The 2180-nt window shown below is 49.9% G+C and carries 3 protein-coding genes; 1 reads left to right on the top strand and 2 read right to left on the bottom strand.

Annotation, left to right across the window (positions count from 1 at the left end; genetic code table 11):
• The first annotated feature begins 4 nt into the window (after positions 1 to 4).
• Positions 5 to 973: a protein-methionine-sulfoxide reductase catalytic subunit MsrP gene (gene msrP, locus Q0231_RS13375; RefSeq protein WP_269395226.1), complete on the top strand. Its 969-nt coding sequence runs from the start codon at positions 5 to 7 to the stop codon at positions 971 to 973.
• Between the two features lie 65 nt (positions 974 to 1038).
• Here msrP and Q0231_RS13370 read toward each other — a convergent pair whose 3' ends face one another.
• Together Q0231_RS13370 and Q0231_RS13365 are read right to left on the bottom strand one after the other, a co-directional pair.
• Complete coding sequence (locus tag Q0231_RS13370) at positions 1039 to 1872, bottom strand: AraC family transcriptional regulator (protein ID WP_299348082.1); 834 nt, start codon at positions 1870 to 1872, stop codon at positions 1039 to 1041.
• 104 nt (positions 1873 to 1976) lie between these two features.
• Positions 1977 to 2180 (bottom strand): hypothetical protein (locus tag Q0231_RS13365; protein ID WP_299348080.1); only part of this gene is annotated, 204 nt, incomplete at its 5' end.

The raw sequence follows: 2180 nt of genomic DNA, 5'->3' as shown, positions 1-2180 counted from the left end.
AAAGATGCTGATCAAGAAAAAGCGTAGCTGGGAAATTGCGGAACGAGAGGCAACGCCTGAAGGTGTCTATATGAATAGGCGTCAAATCATGGCCGGGGCCGGCGCAATTGGCTTGGCTGGGGCGCTTGGCACGGTCCGGGGCGCTTTTGCTGCGCCCGGCGATGAGCGCTTGGCCATGAATGCCGTCCGCAATGAAGCTTTTCAACTTGATCGGGAGCTGACGCCTGAAGACGTGAATTTGAATTACAATAATTTCTACGAATTCGGATCGCACAAGGAAATCGCAAAAGATGCGCAGGTGCTTGAAGCGCGGCCTTGGCAAGTGACGATTGATGGGTTGGTGGACAATCCAACAACCATCGATATTGATGATTTGATTTCAAAGATGGGCATTGAAGAACGTCTCTATAGACACCGCTGCGTAGAAGCTTGGTCGATGACAGTGCCTTGGATTGGTTTTCCGTTTGCCAAATTGGTTGAAATGGCAGGGCCACAAGCGGGCGCGAAATACATCCGTATGGAAACGTTCAACGATCCAAGCGTGGCCCGCGGCATCAAAACGCAACCGTGGTATCCTTGGCCCTATATCGAAGGACTTACTGTTGAAGAAGCGCAGAACGATCTCGCGTTCTTGGTGGTGGGTGCTTATGGCAAACAGGTCGCCGATCAAATGGGCGCACCCTTGCGCTTGGCGTTGCCGTGGAAGTATGGCTTTAAGTCCATCAAATCGATTGTGAAGTTTACCTTCACCAATGAACGCCCGATCAGTTTTTGGGAGCAATTGCAGGCGCGTGAATATGCGTTTTGGGCAAATGTGAACCCTAAAGTGCCCCATCCGCGCTGGACGCAGGCCACAGAACGGGTTCTGCACACAGGTGAGCGTGTGCCCACATTGTTGTTCAATGGCTATGAAGAGCAGGTGGCGAGTTTATATGCGGACAAACAAGATTTGGGTGATCTGCTTTACCGCTAGCTGCGTATCTATATTATCCTCCTCCAAGACCCAGGGCGCCGGTGATTTATCATCGGCGCTTTTTTTTACCCAAAAAGGGCCCGACGGTAGGCGGCGGGTGTGAGGCCGGTGCTGGTTTTAAACGCCCGCGTGAAATGGCTTTGACTTGAAAAACCACAAGCTGCTGAAATCTGCGCAATTGAAGTGTTTTTCAAAAGTGCTTTGGCGTGCTCTATGCGCTGGCCCAATATCCAATTGTGGGGTGATATTCCCCTGCTGGCGCTAAACATGCGGTGAAAATGAAATTCGGAAAGTTCTGCTACTTGCGCCAAGTCTTCAAGTCTAATGGTTGTGTGTAAGTGGGTTTCGACCCACTCGTCAATTCTGCGCAGTGTGTGGGGGGAAAGGCCGCCAGCAACCGCTTTTTTTCCAATGTTTAGACGACCGATAAGCTCTGCAAACGCTGCATCGGCTTGTAGTACATTTCCATCAATTGCAGCTTGCGCCATGGCAGCAAGCGGATCTGAAAATGTTGGTGCGTGGGCCAGTGTGAGTTCGCTTAGTTCTAAAGTGCGGCAATCGCGGTCGTGAGTTTTGGCATAGTGTGCGCGCAATTGAGCGTTCGGCACATAAAGGTGGACGAAGCGAAAAGGGTCTTTGATCTCCCAGTGGGATGGGTGTCCTTCGGGAAACACGCATACGGCGCCCGGCCAGCCCACGCGCTCTTCAATATCTAGCCGCCGCGTGCCCTGACCCCCAGCCAGATAGCGGCTGAATGTGTGGCCCAGCGGGTCATCATAATGAACTTGATCATTGGTGTTTTGCCAAATTGAAATCTGCCGCTCTGCGCCAATGTTCAGGGCGAAGAGTTGTTTTGCATTTTTGGATTTACTCAATATGGCTTGGCAAGATAGGGGCATGCGACCTCACTGTGAGCGCAAACCATATATGAGCTTTTTGGCGTGCGCAAAGCGCGTGCACCATTTTATAGCAAGATTGTGCAATAGCGCACGAAGCGTTCAGTTTATGGCTGAAACAAAAAGAGGTGCGTTTTGACCAATTTAATCTTGTTTGTTTCATTAATATCAAAAATCATCTCTTCATCGCCATCATGAATAAACTTGGATGTGAAGCGGAAGAAATATCCGGTTAATTGAGCTTTTCTGGCTTTAAAATAATAGCCGTAAAGTATCTTGGCACTAATGGGATGATTATATAACGGAGCAAC

The organism is uncultured Maritalea sp. (assembly GCF_937139385.1).
Lineage (GTDB): Bacteria > Pseudomonadota > Alphaproteobacteria > Rhizobiales > Devosiaceae > Maritalea > Maritalea porphyrae_A.
The sequence above is the reverse complement of the archived record's forward strand: the minus strand, read 5'-3'. Positions and strand labels throughout refer to the sequence as shown.

Excerpts from the sequence above, each read along its gene's own strand:
- Q0231_RS13370 (WP_299348082.1), bottom strand. The coding sequence starts at position 1,872 with ATGCCCCTATCTTGCCAAGCCATATTGAGTAAATCCAAAAATGCAAAA.
- msrP (WP_269395226.1), top strand. The coding sequence starts at position 5 with ATGCTGATCAAGAAAAAGCGTAGCTGGGAAATTGCGGAACGAGAGGCA.